This is a genomic window from Proteiniphilum sp. LBM24028 (genome assembly GCF_056629195.1).
The window spans coordinates 2,917,339-2,940,328 of the sequence record NZ_CM152817.1; the positions used below are offsets into that span (position 1 = coordinate 2,917,339).

The following is a 22,990-nucleotide window of genomic DNA, read 5'->3' on the forward strand; positions in this document are numbered from 1 at the left end:
ATTAAATCACTTATTTATTAAAAATTTCTTTGTTGTTATATTGAGACGGGATGTAGAAATCAAACAATTCCCAACAACTCCACATCAAAGATAAGGGTAACGTTGGGTTCAATGGAACCACCCGCACCTTGTTCCCCGTAAGCCAGCTCAGAAGGGATATACAACCTCCATTTTGATCCGACAGACATCAGCTGAAGCGCTTCTACCCATCCTTTGATGACCTGATTCACACCAAATACTGCAGGCTGCCCGCGATCTATTGAGCTGTCAAAAACGGTGCCGTCAAGTAATGTGCCGTGATAGTGGCATTTCACCTTGTCGGTGGCCTTGGGCTTTGCACCATTGCCTTCGGCCAACACTTCATACTGCAAGCCGCTGGAAAGGGAAACTACACTCTCTCTTTTGCGATTTTCTTCCAGAAAAGCCTTGCCGGCTTCCAGATTCTTACTGAACATTTCATTCTGTTGTTTGCTGAAATAGTCCTGTATTACACTATTTGCTTCCTGAGGACTCATAGAGGGAGTTGTGTTGTTCATTGTAACTGTAAAGGCTTCCACGAAAGATTTCACATCCAGTTGTCGCAACCCTGAGTTCATTAGATTTGAGGCCATACTCATCCCTAACGCGTAACTTAATTTATCCATTCACTTTCTTCTTTTTCAATTTGGAGACAAAAGTACGATTTTAATATGAAATAACTTCGACTTCTGGCAATAAAAAACTATATTTGTCTGATATAAACGAAATAAGAGACTTTGATGAAGAAAAGGATGGTTGTACTTACCGGAGCAGGCATGAGCGCTGAAAGCGGTATTGCTACTTTCCGGGATGCCGGGGGATTGTGGGAACATTATCCGGTGGAACAGGTAGCTACTCCCGAAGGGTTTGAAGCAGACCCTGAACTGGTATTAAACTTCTATAACATACGACGCAGAGAACTGTTGAAAGCGAAGCCAAATGCGGGGCATCAGGGTCTTGCTGAAATGGAGAGCGATTTCGATGTACATATTATTACCCAGAATATCGATAACCTCCATGAACAGGCAGGAAGCACCAAGGTACTGCACCTCCATGGTGAACTGATGAAATCACGTTCCACGGGTGATGAATCACTGATCTATGAGATTGACCCTTCAAATTGCGATATTCACCTGGGCGATTTGTGTGAAAAGGGTTTTCAACTTCGCCCGCACATTGTCTGGTTCGGAGAAGCGGTACCCATGATGCCTGAAGCAGAAAAGATTGCCCGGCAAGCCGACATATTCGTGATCATCGGCACCTCCATGAATGTATACCCCGCAGCCGGCCTGCTGCACGACGTCAGAAAAAATGTTCCGGTCTGGCTGATCGATCCCAAAGACGTACACACCATGCGGCACGACATCCACCACATACAAAAAGGGGCTTCGGAAGGCGTAAAGGAACTCAGGAAATTGCTTCTGTAATTTATCGATAAATGTACATTACTTAGCCTTCTCCATGCAAATATATAAATCGTTTTTTAAATTTGCATGGATGATCGGCTATTTTTGTACTAATTCCAACCTTAAATGTAACATACTAAAACAGAACTTGAGGAAAAAATTTATTCAAAAAGTTCGGAATGGGAACCAAGCCTGATAAGTTTAATAATTTTTTCTTTCTCGTCACTTAACCAAATCAAGAGCAAGTCACTTTCGATGTGACATTCTAAATAGTCCTTGTAATTCCCTTTTAGTCTGTGTGGTTTGAATTCTTTCGGAATTGAATCTCCACGTTCCAATAATTTCAAAAGGCTAAAAACTTCTCTGACTTTAACCGGATCTGATTTATATCTTTTAAAGTCTTTTTTAAACTGTCTTGTAAATTGCAACTCAAACATTAGTCCAGGTTTTTGGTAAAATCCTCCAGACTGTCAAGATTTAGTTTTTCCAATTCAATGCCTCCTTCAGCGTCTTTCATTGAATTACGTGTTATAATATTTGGAGTTCTTTCCAAACTCTCATACAAAATACACTCTACATAATTACTCAAGCTCCTGTTTTCTTTTTTTGCCGCCTTTTTCAATTTAGCCAAAAGCTGCTCGTTCAACCTAAAAGCTGTCTGTTTTTTTTTCTTTATAACTTCGATCTTCATTTGTTATACATTTACATACACATGTAAAACAAAGGTAGAGAATAAAATTGAATACGCAAAATAAATACAATCATATACTAATTAGTTTTCACACTGCAGACCATTGATTACAGATAACTTGCAAAGAGAAAACATTTAAGTTTGGAGAACACTTTTTGAGAGTCCTTTTTTTTTTGTAATTTCGCTTCTTTATATTACAAACAGAGAGGAAGCCTGTGGGAAAAATTGCAGAAACGCCAATGATGAAACAGTTTATCGAGATTAAAAGAAAACATCCCGATGCCATCCTGCTGTTTCGCGTGGGTGATTTTTATGAAACTTTTTCAGATGATGCCATCGTGGCTTCCGAAATTTTGGGAATTACCCTGACACGACGGGCCAATGGAGCTGCACAGTTCGTGGAGCTGGCCGGATTTCCGCACCATGCACTCGACACCTACCTGCCCAAACTGGTGCGTGCCGGCAAAAGGGTGGCGATATGCGACCAGCTGGAAGATCCAAAATTGACAAAAAAGCTGGTCAAAAGGGGTATCACCGAGCTGGTAACGCCGGGTGTCTCCTTGAACGATACAGTACTGAACCACAAGGAAAACAATTTTCTTTGTGCCCTGCACATTGCCGGAAACAATCAATACGGCATTTCCTTTCTCGATATCTCCACGGGGGAGTTTCTTACTTCGGAAGGTAACAGGGATGATATTGACAAACTGCTTGCCAACTTCTCACCGAAAGAACTGCTCGTGGAACGTGGAAACAGGAAAAAACTGGAAGAAGCTTTTGGCAACGGCTGGCTTCTTTCGGAACTGGAAGACTGGATCTTTACCGGAGACGCCGCTGCCGACAAACTTTTATCCCACTTTCAAACATCCGGCCTGAAAGGCTTCGGCGTAGAAAACCTGCCGCTGGGAATCATCGCCTCGGGAGCGATACTACATTATCTGGACATCACACAGCACTATAATACGGCACATATCGTCTCGCTTAAACGTATTGAAGAAGAACGCTTCGTGCGGCTCGACAAGTTCACGGTACGCAGCCTGGAGCTTGTCTCCACCATGAATGAGGGAGGAAAAACACTGCTCGACATCCTGGATAAAACGGTCTCTCCCATGGGATCCCGCCTGTTGCGCCGATGGATTGTGTTTCCTCTGAAAGATGCACAACCCATTGAGGAAAGACTGAATGGGGTGGAAAATTTTTTTCGCAACCCGGAGCTGAAGAAAATGCTCGAACAGCAACTGCCGTTGATTGGTGATCTGGAACGGATCATCTCCAAAGCGGCCGTGGGCAGAATCACCCCCCGTGAGGTGGTTCAGCTGAAAGTGGCACTTACGGCAATAGAACCAGTCAGGGAAGCATTCCTCGCTTCAGGAAACCAGAGCCTGCAGGAAATGGGTGAAAAGCTGAATCCCTGTTCCGATATCCGCGACCGTATTGCGAGGGAGATCATACCCGATCCGCCGGCACTGACCGGCAAGGGCGGATACATATGCAACAAGGTCAATAGTGAATTGGACGAACTACGCAGGATTGCCTTCTCCGGGAAAGATTATCTGATGCAATTGCAGCAGCGCGAAAGCGAAAAGACGGGTATCCCGTCACTGAAAATAGCCTATAACAATGTATTTGGCTATTATATAGAAGTACGTAACACCCACAAGGAAAAGGTTCCACCCGAATGGACGAGAAAGCAGACTCTGGTAAGTGCTGAACGCTATATCACTGAAGAACTGAAAGAATATGAAGAGAAGATACTGGGTGCTGAAGAAAAAATAGTAGCACTTGAAGATCAGATATATGCTGCACTTGTGGAAAGCATGATGGCTTATATACCCGACATACAAATTAATGCTTCCATTATTGCCCGTGCCGACTGCCTTCTTTCCTTCGCGAACGTAGCCCGACAGAACAACTATATCCGCCCCGAGATCAACAACTCAGACATCATTGATATAAAAAATGGCCGACACCCGGTCATTGAACGCCAGCTCCCCCCCGACCAGCCTTTTATTGCGAACGATGTCTATCTGGATAACAACACCCAGCAGATCATGATCATTACAGGGCCCAACATGGCTGGTAAATCGGCTCTGCTCAGACAGACAGCCCTCATCACACTGATGACACAGATAGGCTCCTTTGTTCCGGCAGAATCGGCAAAAATAGGGTTGGTAGACAAGATTTTCACCCGAGTGGGCGCTTCCGACAACATCTCACAGGGTGAATCCACCTTCATGGTCGAAATGAATGAGGCTGCCAACATCCTCAATAACCTGTCGGAAAGAAGCCTGATTCTCTTCGATGAACTGGGAAGAGGCACCAGCACATACGACGGCATCTCCATTGCATGGGCCATTGTGGAATACATTCACGAACATCCGAAAGCCCGGGCCAAAACGCTCTTTGCCACACACTATCACGAATTGAACGAGATGGAGAAATCGTTTAAACGGATAAAAAACTACAACGTATCGGTGAAGGAGATCGGCAACAAGGTGATCTTCCTGAGAAAACTGACGCCGGGAGGCAGTGAGCACAGCTTCGGTATACATGTAGCCAGAATGGCCGGTATGCCGCAAAGTATCACCAAACGCGCCGATGCCATCCTTGCCGCCATGGAATCGGCAAACAGGAAAGAGGATATCAGGAAGCCTATAAAGGATTTTATAGAAAAGCGTGAGGGATATCAGCTGAGCTTCTTCCAGCTCGACGACCCTATCCTCAGCCAGGTACGCGACGAGATACTCAACCTCGACGTAAACAACCTGACTCCCATGGATGCCCTGAATAAACTGAACGATATAAAAAAGATTGTAAAAGGAAAATAACACCCATGGCGTCTTGCCGCGGGAGAAGCCCCGCTGCGGGACGGACTCAAAAAAATGTACAACGAACATTCCCACAATGAAACCTACCGTAACGGTCGCATCGAAGTAATCTGCGGCTCCATGTTCTCAGGAAAAACAGAAGAACTGTTACGTCGTCTGCGCCGTGCAAAGATTGCCAGACAGACCGTCGAAATTTTCAAACCTGCCATTGACATACGCTACTCCCTTGATGAGGTGGTGTCGCACGACAAAAACACGATTCTATCTACCCCGGTGGAACACTCCAGTAACATCCTTCTACTCTCTTCGGAAGTTGAAGTTGTGGGTGTGGATGAAGCACAATTTTTTGACAACGGCCTGGTGGAAGTGTGTCAGCAACTGGCCGACCAGGGCGTTCGTGTGATCGTAGCCGGACTCGACATGGACTTCAAACGAAATCCCTTCGGCCCGATACCTGCACTATGCGCCATCGCCGATGATATTACCAAAGTACACGCCATCTGTGTGAAGTGTGGCAATCTGGCAAGCTATTCACACAGACTGGTAAAAAACGACAAACAGATCATGCTCGGTGAAACTGAAGAATATCAACCCCTTTGCAGAAGATGTTTCCTGAAAAAATGACATAATCAAAATATCTTTTTGGGTTTCATGTAAAACAATCCGGGTGATTATTTGTTATGACCTTTATAAAACCAAAACATTCATTAAAGGTAACAACTATTCACTTTAAACATGAACTTATGAAACTAAAAAAACTTTTTTTCACGGGAATTCTGATCGTGGCGTTTACCACTGCCATCAATGCTCAGCAATACAATACTGCTTTTGGCGTGAGATTGGGATACGATAGCGGATTGACACTAAAACACTTCTTTGCACCAGCAAGTGCAGGTGAATTTATTCTTTCCGCCTCTCCCCGGTATTTCCAGCTGACCGGCTTGTATGAGTATCAACAGCCTGTGCCGGGAGCACCTAACCTCGACTGGTACGTGGGTCTCGGTGCACACATCGGCGGAATACATTACCACAAAGATCGTTATGACAGTGCTTTCCTGCTTGGTGCCGATCTGATAGGAGGACTCGAGTATGTATTTCCAAGGGCTCCCTTCAATGTATCACTGGACTGGAAGCCGTCGTTCAACTTCACCAATGATTATAACGACTACTGGTACAGCGGTTTCGCACTTAGCTTACGCTATACGTTCCGATAACCGGTTCTCAAAAAAATGTATAACCGCTTTCAGCCGAAAGCGGTTTTTTTATGTCATTCCGACTTAAATGTCTACTTTTGTATTCATGCAAAAAACAGGGAAAAAAAGTGAATCGATGCTACTTGATCAACTCAACGAAGCACAACGGGCTGCTGTGGAGTTCTGCGACGGACCTTCACTCGTGATTGCAGGTGCGGGATCGGGAAAAACGCGCGTACTCACCTACAAGATTGCATATCTGCTCGAACAGGGACTTCCTCCTTTCTACATTCTGGCACTCACCTTTACCAATAAAGCGGCACGCGAAATGAAGTCGCGTATCGCGGAACTTGTCGGTGAAAAAAAAGCCCGCAGTCTATGGATGGGAACCTTTCACGCCATCTTCTCACGCATACTCCGCAACGAGGCGGAAGCCATCGGCTTCCGGTCAAACTTCACCATCTTCGACACATCCGACTCAAACAACCTGATCAGACTCATAATCAAGGAGATGAACCTCGACGACAAGCTGTACCGGCCGGGAGCTGTACACGGACAGATATCCCGCGCAAAGAACAGCCTGATCACCCCGGCCATGTACGCGGCAAATGACGAGATTCTGCAATACGACCGCATGGCCAAACGGCCCCGTCTGTTCGAAATATACCAGCGTTATCAAAACAGGCTGCGATCAGGTAACAGCATGGATTTCGACGATCTGCTGATGTATACCAATATCCTGTTCCGCGACCATGCGGAAATACTGGAGAAGTATCGCAACCAGTTCCAGTATATCCTGGTGGACGAATACCAGGACACCAACTTTGCACAGCATCTCATTGTGAAGCAACTTGCCGACGTGCACCACCGTGTATGCGTGGTGGGTGATGATGCACAGAGCATATATTCCTTCCGGGGTGCCAACATCGACAACATTCTAAAGTTTAAATCGAACTTCACCGGAACCCGGATTTTTAAACTGGAACAGAACTACCGTTCCACACAAAATATAGTGAATGCCGCCAACAGCCTGATCAAAAAGAATAGTGAACAGATTTACAAAGATGTCTTTTCGAAAAACGAGACGGGCGAGAGGATAGAAATCAGAAGTGCTTTTTCCGATTTCGAGGAGGGACTTATTGTCTCAAACAAGATCGCACGAATGAGACTTGAGGAGCATGCCTCTTTTGGAGACTTTGCCATTCTCTACCGCACAAATGCGCAATCACGCATCTTTGAAGAGCAGCTGCGAAAGAACAACATCCCGTACCGTATCTATGGAGGATTGTCATTCTATCAACGCAAGGAAATCAAGGATGTGATCAGCTATTTCAGGCTTATTGTCAATTCGGGCGACGAGGAGGCATTCCGACGGATCATAAATTATCCTTCACGCGGTATAGGCGATGTGACAGTCGGTAAGATATCAACAGCGGCCATGTTACATGAAACCAGCCTGTGGCAGGTATTGAACACTCCTTCAGCCTACAATCTGGATATAAACGCGGGAACTGCCAGGAAACTGGCCGACTTTCAATCGCTCATCAGTGATCTTATCGATAAAAATAACCGGATGAACGCCTTTGAACTTGCCCAGGAGGTAATCAGAAACAGCGGTATCGCCAAAGAGTCCTACGAAGACATGACACCCGAAGGGATGAGTCGCACACAAAATATCCAGGAACTGCTAAACGCCATGAATGAGTTTGTTGCTACACGGCTGGAGCAAGGAGAAGAAAACAACCAGCTGGTCGATTTTTTATCGGAAGTATCGCTGCTTACTGATCAGGATACCGATAAGGAGGGGGAAAACGAGAAGGTAACCCTGATGACGGTTCACTCAGCCAAAGGGTTGGAATTCGACCATGTTTTCGTTGTAGGCATGGAAGAGGATCTCTTCCCGTCGGCAATGGCCAAATCAGAGATAAGGGGTCTGGAGGAGGAGCGGCGACTCTTCTACGTGGCCATCACCCGGGCAAGGAAGACCTGTACTATCACCCACGCCCGGAGTCGATTCAAGAACGGTGTTACCAATTCGGCCGTTGCCAGCCGCTTTCTAAAAGACATTGATCCGGCATTCCTTTCAACAGAGAGCCAGTCAGGCAGTGAAATATCCCCACCCTCCCAGGCAGATGACTTCTGGGGATCAATGCGGACACAACGCCTGCAAAATCAGGAGAGCCGGCGCGTTTTACCCACCAAAGTTACTCCTGTACACAGGGCTGCCGCCTCTTCCCTACCCCTGCCGAAAGAGGCTGAAGAGCTGAGGGAGGGACATGTCATTGAGCACGAAAGATTCGGACGCGGCGTGGTCACCTCCATTGAAATGAGCGGCAACGACCGCCGGGCTTTCGTGGAATTCGATTCCGCAGGCAGAAAACAACTGTTACTGAAATTTGCAAAATTTACCATCGTGGATACCGAATCCTAAATCTCCAGTAACACCTCTTCCACACTGCTGTTGCCAAACAGCATGTCTCCCGGATTTTCAAGCAACTGCTTTACCCGTTTTAAAAAGCTTACCGAATCCTTGCCATCTATCACGCGGTGGTCATACGACAACGCTACATACATCATGGGCCTGATTACCACCTGCCCTTCCAGGGCGACAGGACGATCCAGAATATTGTGCATGCCAAGGATGGCAGACTGCGGCGGATTAATTAAGGGTGTAGACATCATGGAGCCAAAAACCCCGCCATTGGTGATGGTAAACGTACCGCCGGTCATCTCCGGAATGGAAAGCTTTCCCTTCCGGGCTTTTTCGGCAACTTCCGCAATGGCTTTCTCAATCTCGGCCAACCCCAGGCTTTCCACATTTCTCACTACCGGTACCATCAATCCTTTGGGAGTACTTACAGCCACTGCAATATCAGCATAATCATAGGTTACCAGATTTTCCCCATCCAACATGGCATTCACGTTGGGAAACTCCTGTAGCGCAATGGCACTGGCTTTCATAAAGAAAGACATCATACCGAGCCTGATCCCGTGTTTCTCCACAAATACATTCTGATACTTTTTGCGAATATCCATCACCGGCTTCATATCCACCTCATTGAATGTAGTCAGCATGGCCGTTTCATTCTTCACCGACACCAGCCGTTCACTCAACTTCCGGCGCAGAGAGCTCAACCGTGTTGTAGTAACATTGCGGCTCACCGGCTTTTTCAAATTGTCCGCCTTGTCTCGATCCTGTTTGTTATGATCTTCAGATAGTATTGCTTCCACATCCTCGCGTTTCAGTCGCCTGAGTCCGCTGATGACATCATCTACCGACAGGCTGTTCTCCTCCATTACTTTTTTTGCAAGAGGGGTGATTCTCACCTTTTCATATTCACCCGCTTCACCCGCTGACGGCTTATCCACTACAGGAAGCACAGCCGTTGCTTCTGCAGTAATCTCCGATTGTGCCGACGTTTCCTTTTGTACGGCTTTGACCGGTTGCATCACCCGCTCCGGTTGTTTTTCCTTCCGGGGCTCCATCTCCTTCATCTCCTTCATCTCGTCCGGTTGTACAGAATCATCTATGGTACAAGCCACAGCGCCCACTTCAAGCATTTCTCCCTCTGATGCTTTGAAACTTATCTTTCCTGATTCATCTGCGACCAACATTAACGTGGCTTTGTCGGATTCCAACTCAGCGATCTCGGTACCTTTTTCCACGACCGCCCCATCTTCCACCAGCCAATGAAAAAGTTCAACGTGCGTGATGGATTCACCGGGGCTCGGGACTTTTATTTCAATAAGTGCCATAATATTTGTTATTCTGTTATTGTCAATATCTACACCGAGAGCGCTTGCTCAATGATCTGCGTCTGGTTGATTTTGTGCCGGGCTGTCAGTCCTTCGGCCGTAACACCACTGGCGGGCCGGCTTATCACTTGCAATGGGAGGTCACTCAAACGTTCCTTTACAAAGCTTGCAGCTCCCATATTTGCCGGTTCTTCCTGTACCCAGATAATTTTACTGTTTTCAGGGTACCGCCCCAGGAGAGTCCGAAGTTGCTTGTCGGGAAAAGGATAAAGCTGTTCGATGCGGATGATCGACACCTCATCTGTTTGAAGATCCCCACGGGCTGTATGCAGCTCATAATATATTTTGCCGGAACAGAGCAACACGCTTTTAACTCTTTCATAATCTTTGATATGCACATCTTCCAACACCTCACGAAATCCTCCTTCCGTGAAATCAGACAGGGAAGAGACACACGCTGGATGTCGCAATAGACTCTTTGGCGTAAAAACAATCAGAGGCACCCTGATGTCACGATGCAACTGACGGCGTAACACATGGAAAAAGTTGGCAGGAGTGGTACAGTTCACAACTTGCATATTGAGGTTGGCACACAAACTCAGGAACCGTTCCAGACGGCCGCTGGAATGTTCTGCACCCTGTCCCTCATAGCCATGCGGCAACAGCATGACCAGTCCCGACTTCAATCCCCATTTTTCCTGTGCTGCGGAAATATACTGATCCACAACTACCTGTCCCACGTTATAAAAATCACCAAACTGCGCCTCCCACAGGGTAAGTCCGTCGTGATGAGCCAGCGAGTAACCATATTCGAAACCCAGTATACCATATTCATTGAGTGGCGAATTATAGACCCGAACCGGCTCCTGCTCCCCTCCAAGGCTTTTCAGTGGGAAATATTTCTCCTTGCCGTCCTCGGTAATAATCTCCGCGTGGCGGTGTGAGAAGGTGCCCCGCTCGGAATCCTGTCCGCTCAGCCGCACGCTGTGTTTTTCCCAGGCCAGAGAGGCATAAGCCATGAGTTCACCCATGGCCCAGTCATAGCTGTCGGCTTCAATCATGGCCGATCTCTGCTGAAACAGGCGGATTGTTTTGTTGAAAAACTTTTTATCTTCCGGCAGGGCTGTGATACTTTTTGCCAGCTGTAAAAAAAGGTTTTTGGAAACAGTTGTATCGGCCACCGCCTCAAAGTCGGCCGCTTCAGGCAGACGAATTTCCGGATATTTATCGGCGAGAAAGAGATGCAGATTTAACACAGAGGTGGCCTGCGACTCCTCATATGCCTTGTCCAGAAGCTGATGAAAATCGGACAATCTGGAGTCAAAGTCCTGCGGCGTGATCACTCCTTCCCTTATCAGTTTTTCAGCATAGATGTCGCGTGGATTTTTATGTCTGGCAATGATATTGTACAACTCCGGCTGGGTAAAACGAGGCTCATCACCTTCGTTATGCCCGTACTTGCGGTAAGACAACAAATCGATGAACACATCAATGTTAAACTTCTGACGAAACTCCAACGCCAGCCTGGCCACATATACCATCGCCTCAATGTCGTCACCGTTCACGTGAAATACGGGCGACTGCGTCACCTTGGCCACATCGGTACAATAGGTACTGGATCGTGCCTGCAGATAATTGGTGGTGAATCCAACCTGATTATTGATCACGATGTGAATAGTACCGCCCGTCTTGTATCCCTCCAGCTTTGAAAACTGAATGGTTTCATAGACGACTCCCTGTCCGGCAATGGCAGCATCACCATGTATCAGAATGGGTAATACTTCCTGATAATGACAATCATGTTCATTTTCCAGTTTCGCGCGGGCAATACCCTCCACTACCGGTCCCACGGCCTCAAGGTGAGAAGGATTGGGTGCCAGGCTCACCGAGATGGAACGGCCTTCATAATCGATAGTATTGTTATAGCCCAAATGGTATTTCACATCGCCATACATGATATCATCCCCGTAATTCTGTGCATTGAACTCTCGGAAAACCTGTGAATAGGGTTTTTTCATGATATTGGTGAGCACATTCAGTCGCCCCCTGTGTGCCATTCCAATAACGATTTCGTTGATGTCATACTCACCTCCGTGCGCAACAATGGCATTCAGTGCGGGGATAATCGATTCCGATCCCTCCAGAGAGAAACGCTTCTGCCCCACAAACCTTTTGTGCATATAATCTTCGAAACCGGAGGCTTCTATCAAATGATCCAGAATACGCAGTTTCCTTTCATCCGAAAGTGATTCCTGATTTCTGGATCCCTCCATTTTCTCCTGCAGCCACTTTACAATTTCAGGTTTGGTCATATAGCGATATTCCACACCAATAGACTTGCAATAAGTTTCATCAAGATGTGCCACGATTTCTCTCAGCGTAGCTTTGCCAAGACCAATTTCCTTGCCGGCTTCAAAAGAAATATCCAGATCATCCCCCGTGAGATCAAAATTCTCTATTGCCAGCGTAGGGGTATAGCTTCGCCGTGTACGCACAGGGTTGGTCTTGGTAAAGAGATGGCCGCGACGTCTGTAAGCTGTGATAAGCCGCATGACCGCCAGTTCTTTGGGAGAGTTTCCTAAAACCTCCTTACCATCTGCGGGTTTCACCGGAAAGTGGTTGGTGGCTAAATCGAATCCCTGAAAAAAATAACGGAAGCTTTCATCCACATTCAGGGGGTTTTCTTTGTATTTTTGGTATAAAGCCTCAATGGCTTCCATGTCTGTTGTACTTAATTCATTTTGGGCATTCATCGGTCAATCCTTCATCATTTTGATATAAATAGTAAAGATGACTAAATTGTTCATTCAATCCAACAATTTTAGACTAAAAGAGTTTCTCGTTTCATTTCCTATGTCCCGAAAAAGTGTTATTTTTGACATTCCAAACGATGCTGACTGCATAAATAAATCATCATAAAAACAAACTCTATGACAAAAAGTGCTTTACAGATTGCACGGGCAAGTTATGAACCCAAGGTGCCCGAGGGATTAATCGGCAATGTAAGAATTGAAGAAGGAGCTGCCACTGAATCGGTGCGCGACCAGCAGGAGATTCAACAACTTTTTCCCCACACATACGGGATGCCCGTTGTGAAGTTCATTCAGACTTCCGGCAAACCAGGTTTGGATAATCCGTTGAATGTTGGAGTGATCTTGTCGGGCGGACAAGCGCCGGGAGGACACAACGTGATTGCCGGAATCTATGACGGTGTAAAACGGCTTCACCCCGACGGTAAGCTCTATGGTTTTATCCTCGGCCCGGCCGGACTTATCAACCACGAGTACAAGGAACTTACCGGTGATATCATCGATGAGTACCGCAACACGGGCGGTTTCGATATTATCGGATCGGGAAGGACCAAACTGGAAACCCGGGAACAGTTTGACAAGGGACTGGAGATATTAAAAAAACTCAACATCAGGGCGCTGGTAATCATCGGAGGTGATGACTCAAACACCAACGCATGTGTACTGGCAGAATACTACGCCGCCATCAATGCCGGCGTACAGGTCATCGGCTGTCCCAAAACCATCGACGGAGACCTCAAGAACGAACAGATTGAAACCTCATTCGGATTCGATACGGCATGTAAGGTCTATTCCGAGTTAATCGGCAATATTCAACGCGACTGTAACTCTTCCCGAAAATACTGGCATTTCATTAAGGTGATGGGACGTTCGGCATCGCATATCGCGCTGGAATGTGCTTTGCAAACACATCCCAACATTTGCTTCGTATCGGAGGAGGTGGCTGAAAAAGAACAATCACTCGACGACATCATTGATTACATTGCCGGCGTCATTGCCCAAAGAGCGGCACAGGGACTGAATTTTGGCACGGTGATTATTCCCGAGGGACTGATTGAATTCATTCCTGCCATGAAGAAACTGATCAGTGAACTGAACGATTTCCTCGTACACAATCAGGAAGAGTTTGATCTGGTGCGCCGATCCGGTAAACGGGATTATATCATCAGCAAACTTTCCCAGGAGAATGCCGACATCTACGCCAGCCTCCCTGAGACGGTTGCCCGCCAGCTCACACTCGACCGTGATCCGCATGGCAACGTGCAGGTGTCGCAGATTGAAACGGAGAAACTATTGGCCGAAATGGTTAAAAAACGACTCGATCAGTGGAGCAAGGAAGGCAGATACAAAGGTAAATTTGCCAGCGTCACCCACTTTTTCGGATATGAAGGCCGTTGCGCAGCGCCGTCGAATTACGACGCAGACTACTGCTATTCACTCGGCTATACTGCATCGATGCTCATTGCAGCAGGCAAGACCGGCTACATGTCTTCGGTACGCAATACCACCGGCCCTGCTGCCGAATGGGTTGCAGGCGGTATACCCATCACCATGATGATGAATATGGAACGCCGCCACGGCGAAATGAAGCCGGTCATCCAGAAGGCGCTGGTGGAACTTGATGGAGCTCCTTTCAGGTACTTTGAAAGCCAGCGTGATAAATGGGCAGTTGAAACAGATTATGTATATCCCGGCCCGATCCAGTATTTCGGACCTACGGAAGTGTGCGATCAGCCAAGCAAAACATTGCAGCTGGAACAAAATGGCAAAATCAGTTTATAATAGTAACTTTTTCATAAAGCAATCAACAGGGGAAAATGGTTTTCATTTTCTCCTGTTTTTTTGTTTATCCATTGGGGTCTGTTCTTTCTCCCTCCCTCCAGGCCTTTTTATCAAAGTATCTTATTGATCAATCTTGAGCCTATCACACACAAAAAAAATACCGGGAGTTTATCGTCGGGCATATGAAGAAAGGGGAAAAGATAATAAGTAACGCGCTTGTTGAACGCATATATAACCTTTTTAAAGGACATACATGGTATATTCAAAATATACTCCACCGTCTCTATTCAATCATGGAAAAAGGAGAAGAATGTACAATGCAGACGGTCGAACAAGCGGAAAAATTTGGCACAAGATATACTGTTTAATCTATCGACCTATTTTTATCGTCACATCTACTAATTAAAAACACTACTGCCCGGGTAGAATTTCAGTAAAAAAATACTACTTCCTAATGGTTTCGACCCGATGTCCTACTTTTGTGTTTGTTAAAAAATAACACGGGTAATTTTCATGAACTATTCTGTTAAGCCAAATGGGTACAATGCAAAGAAGTTTGCCTTTTACCATGGCAAAGAATATCCTAATTTTCATGAACCATTTCGTAAAAGGAGGCGACCTCGTCGAGGCCGCCTCCTTTTACACTGTCAGATTCGTTCAAGCCCTGCAGATCAGGAAGATCAGAAGAACCTGTAGCGGTTGTCTTCCACAACCATTTTGTCTTTTAATGTTTCAACAGACTGCATCTGGAGACGATAGGCATTGCTGTTGAGCATACTTCTTTTCTGAGATGAAGCGTCGTATGTTTCTGTTCCCGCTGTCCTGTTTGCAACCCGGGTAACATACACACCCATATTCCCCTTCATGGGGCCAACCACCTTGCCGACAGGCGCAAAGGCAGATACTGCATTCAATACGGGTTCCACTCCCAGTCCCGTAATGTTGCGGGTGGTAAAGTTCACAAAACGGACCGTATCTGCAACAGTGTTCATTGCTGCAGCATAGGCATCAAGAGATGTCAGATTTTTCGCCTGCAGGTCGGTGATTATTTTCTCTGCCTTCTTCTCATTCATCAACTGAGTACGTATGCCGGAAGAGACTTCAGAAAGAGGTGTTGTTCCGGCGGGAATTACCTGTTCCACACGTGCAATGACACGCAGATTGGTGAGATCGAACTTCTTCACGCTGCCTCGTTCCTTTTCATTGGCAGCCCAGGTGATAATCTGACGCGAACTGGGAATCTGCGCCAATGAAAAATCGTTGGCCGAAACCGTGACATTTGGCATGACCATATAGTTTTTTTCGGACGCCAGTTCATTAAATTTGGTTTTTACATCAGGGGCGGAGATAAACTGATTCAGTTCGTTGTCGATATTGTTAGAGGTCTTCTCGCTGGCAACAACCGGCATATTTATAATGGCAACCTTGTATTTATTTACGGGACTGGTTCTTTCTTCTACCTGAAGAATAAGCTGCTGACCCGGAACAGACAATTTCACGGGTTGCCCTACCGGTGTATTGAAAGCAGCCTGAACAAGGCCGGAACCCATCTGAGCGAGATCAATCTCACGTGCCCAGCCTACTTCACCTCCATTGGAGCTTGGATTAAGGCTATTGGCAACTTCGGCAAAAGAACCTCCACCTTGCAGTAAACCGTAGATGCTGTCCACAAAATTGGTAACTACTGAATCCTGTCCCACCATGGAAGCATCGGGTATTGCCATCATACGAAGCCGTACCGAGTCGGGAGAGACTGTCTTGTCAATCAGCTTGATGATCTGATATGCATCCCCTTCACGCTTGGGGCCTGCAATTTCGTTGACAGCAGCACTGCGAACAAATTCAATCTGGGAAGGAGTCAGCATGAATTCACTCACAAACACATCACGATAAGGCGTATCGGAATAATCGGCCACAACGCTCATCGGGTTGGCAGCATTCTGCAGTTCAGTAAAAGCCTTTTTGGACTCAGCTTCCACTTCGGCAAAATCCTCGTCGCTGGGAACAATTTCTTTTGAAAAATAAGACAATTTTACCAGGGGAGCCTCCAGCCTGAACAATGCCTTATGTGCGTTATAATAGTCCTGTACTTCTTTATCACTCACCGTTACCGCCGAATCGGAAATCGTAAAATAATTCTGCATCACATAAGCAATGTCGGCATTCTGCTGGGAAAGATCAAATGCTGTCCTGGCTTCGCGGTCATTCACGATCACTGCGTTTGACAACAGCGATATATATTTTTCCTCCAGTCGTTGCGTGCGTACCATCTCCTCAATGAATAACCACAATGATTTATACTGGTTCACAAGAGCCTGTTCCTGTGGCCCGGGACTGGGCGTGTTGATTGTATTTATAAATTCGATCAGCGCATTGCGGCTAAACATACGTGTTTGCGGGTCAAGGAAGAAGGGGAGTTGCTGTAAGACCGGCGAAATGTTTTCCCCATGCACCAGATCATTGAGTTCGTTCTTGGTCACGGTGAGTCCCAGTTTTCTGGTCTGATTATCGAGCAGGCGTTCCCGCACCATCTGCTGGTATACCGCTTCGCGTATCTGAGATGTGGTGTTCTCATCGAGAGAGGATTGGCCACTGACCATTTTCTGAAATTCTTCGAATTCGGTAATTTTATCGGCATATTGTTGCGTGGAAATCACTTCCCCGTTTACTACGAATGCCCTGTCACGTGCTTTTCCGAATAACGTGGTGCCTGAAGTAAACAAGTCTCCCAAAACAAAGGCCAGCAGTGCCACGCCAATCACGATCACCAGCAATGTACCTTTGTCTCTAATCTTCTGTAAAGTAGCCATTTAACTATTTTTTAGTTATGTTTAAACGTTAAAAGTAAAATTGTTTCAAATAAGGGCACGAAGTTAGTAAAAATAAAGCAGATAAAGATATTTTTTTATTGAAATGTGTGAGAAGGCAATGTTAAAACGGATCCTTCACTTCGGGAGTGTCTTTCGTAATCAGACGCACTACTTCAATCTTGCGTGCGGTAACTTTCAGTATTTTAAAGGTGTATTTCCCGATGATTACGGTCTCATAGGTCTTGGGAAAACGCCGGGTGTGATGGAGCAGGTAACCGGCTACTGTAGAGTAGTCGTCAGACTCGGGAATATCAAGACCATATATTTCGTTAAGATGGTCTATTTCCACGCGACCGGAAAGCACGAATTCATTCTCTCCTTCACGTTTCACAAACTTCGATTCCACGTCGTATTCATCCTCAATCTCACCGAATATCTCCTCCACCAAATCTTCCATTGTCACAATACCCGAGGTCCCGCCAAACTCGTCGACTACTACGGCGATGCTTTTATGTTGTTGCATCAGATCACTCATCAGTTGATTGGCCGGCATGCTCTCGGGAACAAAAGAAACGGAAGCGATATTGTGGGTCCAGTCCCCGGGGTTATTGAAAATCTCCCACATATGAATATAGCCCACAATGTTGTCTATGTCATCTTTAAAAACAAGGATCCGGGAAATACCCGTTTCAATGAACTTCTCTTTCAGAATATCCGCGTCTGTATCGATACTCACTGCCACAATATCGGCACGAGGCACCATGCAGTCTCTTATCTTCATGGCCGAAAAATCGAGTGCGTTGCGGAAGATTTTCATTTCCGAATCCACCTCTTTTTCTTTCGACATATCGTCGATACTTTTCTTTACGTAAGTATCCAGGTCTGTCCGGCTGAATGTTCCCTTGTCGGACCGCATGTCCCGGATGCCAAACAGCTTGAGTGCACCTTTCGATATCTCTACAAATACTTTGGCAACAGGGTACAATGCTATGTAACAGATGAACGCGGGAATTACAAAAAGACCGACCCAAAAATTTGCATTTTTCTGAAAAAATGTGCGTGGCAAAAATTCGTCGGTGAGCAGAACAATGAAAGCCACTACCACAATGAAGATCAATATCTCCGGTAATTGGCTGTCGGTACCAAAAGAAAATTGTTCGCGGGCTATAAGACCGGAAAAATATACCAATAACACCAGTACAATCACCTTCCCTACCATGATGGTAGTCAGAAACTGACGCGGATGTCCGTAAATACTGTTCATCATGTAGTTATATATTCCTGTGGATTTTTTTTTGACAGCATAACGCAACTTATCGGATGAGACAAACGCAACTTCCATGCCTGAAAAAAAAACAGACAGAAATAAGGTAATCCACCAACCGGTTTGTACAGATATAGACATGCTTTTTTTAAGGTTCTGAGACTATTTGTTGTGAATTGATCCGCAATGTGTCACTCCCCACCTCGTCGGAAAAAGGTAATTTACCGTCATGTGGCCGGAAAATGCGGTAATCGGTCATTGCCTGATTTGATTCGAATCCATAACCTTTTATTTCGGTGACACCCCGTTTTATCTCTATATATTTATCGGAATAAACACGTTCTTCCTTCTGATCCCAGTAGAGCTCCTCACTATCGAACAGTTCTCCTTTCATGTTTTCCACATGTACGTTCTTTTTCAGTTTCCACAACTCCTTATCGTTATAATACCAGGCTGTGTCAGCTGTAACGGTGGCCTCAATGCTGAAATCGGGAGTGAAACGTTCCAGATAGATCCCTTCCGGAAAAAACCAGTAAGGCTCCTTCGCCTTGTCGAACACTTTCCATACGTCAGCCACGAGTTTGTAGCGCGTGATGCCTGAATCGGATATCAGAGTGGTCACCGTATCGGTGATCATCGTGGGTACCGTCTCGGGATCATACTCAAAGGAGACAAGGTTTTCATTCTTGTCCCTGCAAGACAGAAAAAAAAGAAGCATAACAATCACTAAAACAGTGGTTGTTATGCGTTCTGCAAGCAATATGCTGTGTTGTCTTTTCAACACGTTTTTGGTTTTATTGTTACCTCAGGCGAACCGTAGTATTCTCACCGATCCAGCCGGGAATGAATACCGTTTCTCCTGGTTTGATACCCATCATAAAAGCGGTCTCCGTATCCATGAATGCAGCAGAGTAACGGTTGATCAGGCTGTTTGCCTTTCCGGCCACGCTCGGGTCTACAGCTCTTGCTTTTTGTAATTTGTCCACGGCTACCAGATACACCAACCCTGCTTTCTCAGGTTCCGAGAAGATGTTATTTGCCGAACTTGCGTAAAGCTGGGCTATCAGGATATAGGCTTCACCATTATTGGGATTATACTGTAATGCATCATTCGCAGCTTGCCTTGCCTTGGCAAAATTTCGCTGATTGGAGAAGATGCCAGCCAGCTGCATCATGTAATCAGATGCCTTGTTCTTGTCTTTCTCCAAATTTGCAGCTTCATCGTAATACTTCAATGCAGTATCATAATCCTTGTCCCTCAGGCTCTTGTTGGCCAGTCCGATGGCTGCACCGGCAGATGGCTCGAGATGATAAAGATATTCCGCTGCGGTAAAATAAAGGTCTGTTTCGGAACAGCCAACAGAGCCAAGAGCATTGATCACTTCATTCAGGAATTCTTTATTTGTCTTATTGGGTTCCACCTTGTCGGCATAATACTCGGTCAGTGTCTTGCAATCGCCGGCACCACTGTTTATAAAACCCTTCACAATACCGTCTTTCACCATAGTCAGATAATCTGCATTGGCCTGGTCGTTGGCACTCTTCGCATTGGCAATTGCCTGGTCTACATATCCAACGACTGTGAAATAGTCTTGCAGATACTGATCTTTCTTGGAATTGTCATTAAGGTACTGGCTCAACGAGGCAACCATGTAATAAGAGTAGGCATCGAGAGGATTCATGTTTCCTTTCATCTCTTTAAGAGCTTCCCCCAGCCAGCTATAAACAACAGTCTGATCGGTCTTTTCGCCCATCAGTTCCATATAATCATATGCCTTATACGCCAGGATGGTACCTTTTGCATCATCTTCTCCATAATATTTGATGCGCGTATCATATATCTCCATTGTTTTATCGAGGTACTCTTTTTTCTTTGCCGCATCGGGAGCAGCCTCATAAAGAGCCTTGAAGATACGTGGCCCGTAAATATAGATATTCTTGCTCGATGCAGGACAGTTTTCATAGACAGCCATCCAGGGTTTCAATGCACTTTCGTAAGCTTCAGCCTTGGCCGAAGTCTGCATGAGACTCAAATTAAGTCGACAGTTTATACTGTCTTCACCATGTCCGAAAGGTGCCTTAACAGGATCATAACCTGCCTTCTGGGCGTTGACACCAACGACCATTGCGATAGTCAGAAATCCCGATAATAATAATTTTTTCATATTCGCTGATGTTTTAATTAGTTCAATAAATTAGACTATTCCTCGCATGGTATAATCCAAGCAATCTTGGTTTCTACTCATTTGGCTTAACAGAATAGTTCATTTTTCTGTTGGTGTGATTTTGACGGACGGTTAAAACAAAAGTTTAATCATTTTCTGTTTTTTATTCCGTCTTCACTTCCTTTCCAATTAATTAAATTGTCTCTTGAAAAACCAGAACTCGTTGATATTCATGTTAACGGATATTTTAAACATATCCTGACTGATCATAAATTTTTGATCAGGCTGCTGCCTTGAGTAACCCAATCCAATGTTGATCATTGAGATGCGTCCCGACATATAATCAAGAAAGGGCAATCCTATTCCTACATTTACGCCATACTCCCTGAAACTGCCCGTCACCGCTTTGCTTGCATCGCTATCGGGTGGTGTGACACTAAAGTTGGCGTATGAGTTGGCAAAAGAGAGTCCTCCCCTGAAACGAATGCGATGAAAAAAGTTCTGACTTAACGGGTCAATTACATACTCCATACCGGCATTGAATCGATAAGCATTGTTGAAACGGTTTTCAGCGGTATGACCATCAAGCACAGCCGGATAATCAAGATTCTTCCAAAGCTGATAGGTACCGTCCAGTCCGATGAGAAATTTGCCGGTGCTGTATGTAAATCCTGCGCCGAAAGTGTGAGGCAACTGAAAAGAGGCATTCTTTAGGGTATCCGTGATAAGTATCTGGGAAGGAGACAACCATGGGTTTTCGTAGGGATCTCCCGTGTAAAGCATTTCGGTCGGCTTCACATCGGTCCGGGCATTCAACTTTGGAGTATATACCGCTCCAAGGGTAATGGAGCGGTTCTTATCGATCGGATAGGTAAACTGAAGTCCCAGATCATATTTCAGTTCACGAAAAGCATAATTGTATTTTGTCTCTCCAATTAATGCCGAGGTGGAAACGGGAGTGACCACACTGCTATGCGTAAAACTGCCGAAAAGGTAGTTTATATTTGCACCAATAGATAGATTTTGAATCGGCTCCCAGGCTAAACCGCCATATAGCTGCGTCAGCCCGCCCGTACCTCTGTAAGTTTCCAGATACTGTATGCCCGAAAGAGAACGCTTGTCGCCGAAATTATATCCCGTCTTTGAATAGGGAAGCAGGCCAACACTGGCCCCTACATTCCTGATCAACGGAAACTGTATTGCAACATAATCAAGATTGCCGTTATAAAAATCCCTCTTGTTCACATTGTCATTGAGCCGGGCCATGTGTCCCGAGACACCAAAGTCGAATATGAAAGTGAGCGAGTCAAGTTCGGAGTAAGATGCTGGATTACCGGGGTTTACCTGCTGACTGCGTCGTAAACCATAACTGATTCCTCCCATTCCCTCCGAGGCACCTAGAGCCGGATTCGATAATAGACCGTATCCATATCTGCTGTAAGGAGAGTTGGATCCTACCTGTTGTGCAAAAGATATAACGGTAATCGTGAGGAGAGCGATCAACAATAAGAACCGTTTCCTGATATTCATTTGTTTCTGTATAATAAATCGGCACCTGACCGCCTTATTCTTAAATATATTTGAGAGTGCAAAGATGACATATTTTTACGATGTCACCAACAAAAGAGCGAAAACATCTTGTTAAAAAGATTAAAGTTTAATAATTCTAAACGATTCATTCTCTCTCATCTGCGTGTTCAATGCTGTTTGTTTTCATCGCTTTTTTATAGCCATTGTACGAAACCACCTCAGAAAAGGGTTTTCGTTTCTTTTGCCTGAGAGGCTGCAGGCTGTAACCAATTGCAATGTCCAGCCAGACTCTCTTGGAGTCGGGTATTGACAACAGTTCCCTCATTCTGGGTTCGTTAAACCACCCCAAGATGCAAGACCCCAGTCCTTCGGCATGTGCAGCCAGTACAATATGCGCCGCTATGACACCCATATCCATCTGCGCATAATCCTTCTGCTTTACCCATCCGCCTATACCGGAAGTTAGATTCACTTTCTCCTCAACCAATACAATGTGGACAGGAGCCTGCTTGGTAAAGTGGTTCATTCCCAGAGCGCGGGCTGAAGTGGCATCGGCCACACTGTTTTTCAACTCCGGCTCATCTACCACAATGAGATGCCACGGCTGGGCATTGCATGCAGAGGGAGACAGGCGGGCGGCAGCCACAATGCGCTCCAGCTTTTCTTTCTCTACCGGCCGGGAAGCATCAAATGCACGGACACTCTGCCGGTTGGAAACAAATTCAAGGAAATCCATA

The 22,990-nt window shown here is 45.8% G+C and carries 17 protein-coding genes; 6 read left to right on the forward strand and 11 right to left on the reverse strand.

The window, feature by feature from the left end; translation table 11 throughout:
- Positions 1 to 59 precede the first annotated feature (59 nt).
- Positions 60 to 644, reverse strand: a complete 585-nt coding sequence (gene bamJ / locus AC1HCU_RS11765) for a BamJ family beta-barrel-assembly machinery protein (protein ID WP_480366193.1) — start codon at positions 642 to 644, stop codon at positions 60 to 62.
- A gap of 114 nt (positions 645 to 758) precedes the next feature.
- Here bamJ and AC1HCU_RS11770 point away from each other — a divergent pair, with 114 nt between their 5' ends.
- On the forward strand, positions 759 to 1,445 hold the full coding sequence (locus AC1HCU_RS11770) for an SIR2 family NAD-dependent protein deacylase (RefSeq protein ID WP_480366194.1): 687 nt from the start codon (positions 759 to 761) through the stop codon (positions 1,443 to 1,445).
- A 140-nt stretch (positions 1,446 to 1,585) separates the two neighbouring features.
- Here AC1HCU_RS11770 and AC1HCU_RS11775 read toward each other — a convergent pair whose 3' ends face one another.
- Together AC1HCU_RS11775 and AC1HCU_RS11780 are read right to left on the reverse strand one after the other, a co-directional pair.
- Positions 1,586 to 1,861, reverse strand: a complete 276-nt coding sequence (locus tag AC1HCU_RS11775) for a type II toxin-antitoxin system YafQ family toxin (protein ID WP_480366195.1) — start codon at positions 1,859 to 1,861, stop codon at positions 1,586 to 1,588.
- Positions 1,861 to 2,115, reverse strand: coding sequence for a toxin-antitoxin system protein (locus tag AC1HCU_RS11780; RefSeq protein ID WP_480366197.1), 255 nt, complete (start codon positions 2,113 to 2,115; stop codon positions 1,861 to 1,863). Before AC1HCU_RS11780 ends, AC1HCU_RS11775 begins: the two co-directional genes overlap by 1 nt.
- A gap of 239 nt (positions 2,116 to 2,354) precedes the next feature.
- On the opposite strand from AC1HCU_RS11780, the gene mutS reads away from it, so the two are divergent.
- The 4 genes from mutS (at position 2,355) to AC1HCU_RS11800 (ending at position 8,567) form a co-directional block, all read left to right on the forward strand.
- The gene (mutS, locus tag AC1HCU_RS11785; RefSeq protein WP_480366198.1) at positions 2,355 to 4,943 is read left to right on the forward strand and encodes a DNA mismatch repair protein MutS; all 2,589 of its coding nucleotides are present in this window, start codon (positions 2,355 to 2,357) and stop codon (positions 4,941 to 4,943) included.
- A gap of 54 nt (positions 4,944 to 4,997) precedes the next feature.
- Positions 4,998 to 5,567 carry a thymidine kinase gene (locus AC1HCU_RS11790; protein WP_480366200.1) on the forward strand — a complete coding sequence of 190 codons (570 nt, stop codon included), beginning with the start codon at positions 4,998 to 5,000 and terminating at the stop codon, positions 5,565 to 5,567.
- A gap of 119 nt (positions 5,568 to 5,686) precedes the next feature.
- A complete protein-coding gene (locus AC1HCU_RS11795) occupies positions 5,687 to 6,157 on the forward strand; it encodes a hypothetical protein (protein ID WP_480366201.1) in 471 nt (156 codons plus the stop codon).
- A gap of 115 nt (positions 6,158 to 6,272) precedes the next feature.
- The gene (locus AC1HCU_RS11800) at positions 6,273 to 8,567 is read left to right on the forward strand and encodes an ATP-dependent helicase (protein WP_480366203.1); all 2,295 of its coding nucleotides are present in this window, start codon (positions 6,273 to 6,275) and stop codon (positions 8,565 to 8,567) included.
- Here the strand turns inward: AC1HCU_RS11800 and odhB are convergent.
- Complete coding sequence (gene odhB / locus AC1HCU_RS11805) at positions 8,564 to 9,892, reverse strand: 2-oxoglutarate dehydrogenase complex dihydrolipoyllysine-residue succinyltransferase (protein WP_480366205.1); 1,329 nt, start codon at positions 9,890 to 9,892, stop codon at positions 8,564 to 8,566. The genes AC1HCU_RS11800 and odhB overlap by 4 nt on opposite strands.
- A gap of 29 nt (positions 9,893 to 9,921) precedes the next feature.
- On the reverse strand, positions 9,922 to 12,645 hold the full coding sequence (locus AC1HCU_RS11810) for a 2-oxoglutarate dehydrogenase E1 component (protein ID WP_480366206.1): 2,724 nt from the start codon (positions 12,643 to 12,645) through the stop codon (positions 9,922 to 9,924).
- A 177-nt stretch (positions 12,646 to 12,822) separates the two neighbouring features.
- Here AC1HCU_RS11810 and AC1HCU_RS11815 point away from each other — a divergent pair, with 177 nt between their 5' ends.
- Positions 12,823 to 14,484 carry a diphosphate--fructose-6-phosphate 1-phosphotransferase gene (locus AC1HCU_RS11815; protein ID WP_480366208.1) on the forward strand — a complete coding sequence of 554 codons (1,662 nt, stop codon included), beginning with the start codon at positions 12,823 to 12,825 and terminating at the stop codon, positions 14,482 to 14,484.
- A gap of 680 nt (positions 14,485 to 15,164) precedes the next feature.
- Here AC1HCU_RS11815 and AC1HCU_RS11820 read toward each other — a convergent pair.
- From AC1HCU_RS11820 to AC1HCU_RS11845, 6 genes are all read right to left on the reverse strand, one after another.
- Positions 15,165 to 17,294, reverse strand: a complete 2,130-nt coding sequence (locus AC1HCU_RS11820; protein ID WP_480366209.1) for a peptidylprolyl isomerase — start codon at positions 17,292 to 17,294, stop codon at positions 15,165 to 15,167.
- A 121-nt stretch (positions 17,295 to 17,415) separates the two neighbouring features.
- Complete coding sequence (locus AC1HCU_RS11825; protein ID WP_480366210.1) at positions 17,416 to 18,699, reverse strand: hemolysin family protein; 1,284 nt, start codon at positions 18,697 to 18,699, stop codon at positions 17,416 to 17,418.
- Positions 18,700 to 18,706: 7 nt separating this feature from the next.
- The gene (gene lptC, locus AC1HCU_RS11830) at positions 18,707 to 19,339 is read right to left on the reverse strand and encodes an LPS export ABC transporter periplasmic protein LptC (RefSeq protein ID WP_480366212.1); all 633 of its coding nucleotides are present in this window, start codon (positions 19,337 to 19,339) and stop codon (positions 18,707 to 18,709) included.
- A gap of 19 nt (positions 19,340 to 19,358) precedes the next feature.
- Positions 19,359 to 20,723 (reverse strand): tetratricopeptide repeat protein, encoded by a 1,365-nt coding sequence (locus AC1HCU_RS11835; protein WP_480366214.1) that lies wholly within the window; start codon positions 20,721 to 20,723, stop codon positions 19,359 to 19,361.
- Between the two features lie 189 nt (positions 20,724 to 20,912).
- Positions 20,913 to 22,253 (reverse strand): BamG family beta-barrel-assembly machinery protein, encoded by a 1,341-nt coding sequence (gene bamG, locus AC1HCU_RS11840; RefSeq protein WP_480366215.1) that lies wholly within the window; start codon positions 22,251 to 22,253, stop codon positions 20,913 to 20,915.
- Positions 22,254 to 22,398: 145 nt separating this feature from the next.
- Positions 22,399 to 22,989, reverse strand: coding sequence for a nitroreductase family protein (locus AC1HCU_RS11845; protein ID WP_480366217.1), 591 nt, complete (start codon positions 22,987 to 22,989; stop codon positions 22,399 to 22,401).
- Between the last annotated feature and the right edge of the window lies 1 nt (position 22,990).

What these genes read in the sequence shown, in the direction of transcription:
- AC1HCU_RS11810 (WP_480366206.1), bottom strand. Translation starts at nt 12,645, where the DNA reads ATGAATGCCCAAAATGAATTAAGTACAACAGACATGGAAGCCATTGAG.
- mutS (WP_480366198.1), top strand. Translation starts at nt 2,355, where the DNA reads ATGATGAAACAGTTTATCGAGATTAAAAGAAAACATCCCGATGCCATC.
- AC1HCU_RS11770 (WP_480366194.1), top strand. Translation starts at nt 759, where the DNA reads ATGAAGAAAAGGATGGTTGTACTTACCGGAGCAGGCATGAGCGCTGAA.
- AC1HCU_RS11815 (WP_480366208.1), top strand. Translation starts at nt 12,823, where the DNA reads ATGACAAAAAGTGCTTTACAGATTGCACGGGCAAGTTATGAACCCAAG.
- bamG (WP_480366215.1), bottom strand. Translation starts at nt 22,253, where the DNA reads ATGAATATCAGGAAACGGTTCTTATTGTTGATCGCTCTCCTCACGATT.
- bamJ (WP_480366193.1), bottom strand. Translation starts at nt 644, where the DNA reads ATGGATAAATTAAGTTACGCGTTAGGGATGAGTATGGCCTCAAATCTA.
- odhB (WP_480366205.1), bottom strand. Translation starts at nt 9,892, where the DNA reads ATGGCACTTATTGAAATAAAAGTCCCGAGCCCCGGTGAATCCATCACG.
- AC1HCU_RS11845 (WP_480366217.1), bottom strand. Translation starts at nt 22,989, where the DNA reads ATGGATTTCCTTGAATTTGTTTCCAACCGGCAGAGTGTCCGTGCATTT.
- AC1HCU_RS11780 (WP_480366197.1), bottom strand. Translation starts at nt 2,115, where the DNA reads ATGAAGATCGAAGTTATAAAGAAAAAAAAACAGACAGCTTTTAGGTTG.
- AC1HCU_RS11825 (WP_480366210.1), bottom strand. Translation starts at nt 18,699, where the DNA reads ATGTCTATATCTGTACAAACCGGTTGGTGGATTACCTTATTTCTGTCT.
- AC1HCU_RS11790 (WP_480366200.1), top strand. Translation starts at nt 4,998, where the DNA reads ATGTACAACGAACATTCCCACAATGAAACCTACCGTAACGGTCGCATC.
- AC1HCU_RS11795 (WP_480366201.1), top strand. Translation starts at nt 5,687, where the DNA reads ATGAAACTAAAAAAACTTTTTTTCACGGGAATTCTGATCGTGGCGTTT.
- AC1HCU_RS11835 (WP_480366214.1), bottom strand. Translation starts at nt 20,723, where the DNA reads ATGAAAAAATTATTATTATCGGGATTTCTGACTATCGCAATGGTCGTT.
- AC1HCU_RS11775 (WP_480366195.1), bottom strand. Translation starts at nt 1,861, where the DNA reads ATGTTTGAGTTGCAATTTACAAGACAGTTTAAAAAAGACTTTAAAAGA.
- AC1HCU_RS11820 (WP_480366209.1), bottom strand. Translation starts at nt 17,294, where the DNA reads ATGGCTACTTTACAGAAGATTAGAGACAAAGGTACATTGCTGGTGATC.
- AC1HCU_RS11800 (WP_480366203.1), top strand. Translation starts at nt 6,273, where the DNA reads ATGCTACTTGATCAACTCAACGAAGCACAACGGGCTGCTGTGGAGTTC.